Source organism: Moorena sp. SIO3H5 (assembly GCF_010692395.1).
In the GTDB taxonomy this organism is placed as follows: Bacteria; Cyanobacteriota; Cyanobacteriia; order Cyanobacteriales; family Coleofasciculaceae; genus Moorena.
On sequence record NZ_JAAHHS010000740.1, the window covers coordinates 1 to 1575 of the forward strand.

The following is a 1575-nucleotide window of genomic DNA, read 5'->3' on the forward strand; positions in this document are numbered from 1 at the left end:
GTTGATTTCACTGAAAGTGGTTCTCAGGGTTTCATGGCGAGCGATGATTTGGTTGATACTTAGTTGTAGTGCTACATAGTCTAGTTTACCTACTAGATGTAGGCTTAATGGCATATTGTAGGCGTTGCTACTCAAGGCCATTTTTTCAATAAACCATAGCCTTTGCTGTGCAAAGGATAACGGCGGAGGATTGCCATTTCGCTCAATAGGCTCTATGAAAGTCTCAATAGTATTAGTAGCTTGCTTAACTTGACGTAGAAAACTTAAGATTTCTGCCTTACGGTCAACCAACTCACTACGTAACATAGATGTGAGCTTTCCTTTTGGAGCACTGTATTTTAAGCGATCTTCCTCAACCCAAAGCTTAATTCCTAGGCTACGAAGCTCAAACAATAACTGTTTAATAGTTTTCATAATTCTCCTTTTTCCTCATCTTCTTGTTGTATTACAGAACCTTCCCCTACACTTTGGAGAACATCTTGTGCTACTATCAGCATAGTCTCAATTTCCTCTGCCAGAGTTGCCACATTAGGATACTTAAATAGACTTTGCAGGAGTAATTCCATCCCAAAAGTTTGTCGCACCCGAGAAACAACCTGAGTTGCCATCAAAGAATGACCCCCCAAATCAAAGAAGTTATCGTGTATTCCCACCTGTTCGATACCCAACACTTCTGCCCAAATCTCTGCTAATACCTTCTGTGTCTGTGTCTGGGGAGCTACATACTCCGTTGACACACTACTGGCCACATCCAGTTCAGGCAATGCCTTACGGTCTACTTTGCCATTGGGAGTCAGAGGCAGTTGCGACAACACCATCAACCCCGATGGCACCATATACTCTGGCAACCGCGACTCCAGATACTCTCTCAGCTCTGGTATCAGTTGGTTTCTCAACTGGGAACTCAACGGATTATTCCCATAATTATGCCAGTTACCTGCTACCACCGATTTTTGAGTTAGGGGTGTTAACACTATCCCTTCTTTAGCTAACTCACTGCGCACAAATACCCCATCCATCAATTCAGGAGCTTCCTGAGCAGACCAACACAACTCTAAGCTATACCCTAAATTTGCACTCAGTTCATATAACCTCTCTGGGTCTATGCCATTTACTGCCTTTGACTCTAAAAGCTGCCTCAACTGCTGTACATTCTGTTTTGCTTCTGGCTGTGATAGTAACTCCAGTAAATCTACTTCATTTGCCAATCTACCATTTACTATACCACTAAAACAAATTGATTCTGGCTGCTTTTGCTGCAGATATGCTTCTATCTTCTCATAACTCATACCTGCCCCACTTTCTACAGTCGGTGTTATTATTTTTCCTGGTTGTGCCTCTATATGCAATAGTACGCTGTAGCGATATTTATTCAGTTCATTGTGTTCTGTTCCCCTCTGTAAACGCATTTGTACATGAGTTATTTCTGGATGTTTTTCCTTGAGAGTTATAAACAAATCTGGTGACACTAACAACTCCTTCTCCTGCTGTATTTGTCTATCTATCTTCGCCTGGAGTTGTTCTACTGACAGTGATGGAGTTGCTTGATACAGTTCCACCGAACTATTAAATGCT

2 protein-coding genes are annotated in these 1575 nt (G+C 42.0%); both read right to left on the reverse strand.

Annotation, left to right across the window (positions count from 1 at the left end):
• A partial coding sequence (locus F6K52_RS36115; protein WP_293090007.1) for a condensation domain-containing protein occupies nucleotides 1–414 on the reverse strand: 414 nt, incomplete at its 3' end.
• On the reverse strand, nucleotides 411–1575 hold a 1165-nt coding region (locus F6K52_RS36120), incomplete at its 5' end, for a phosphopantetheine-binding protein (RefSeq protein WP_293090009.1). The genes F6K52_RS36120 and F6K52_RS36115, both read right to left, overlap by 4 nt.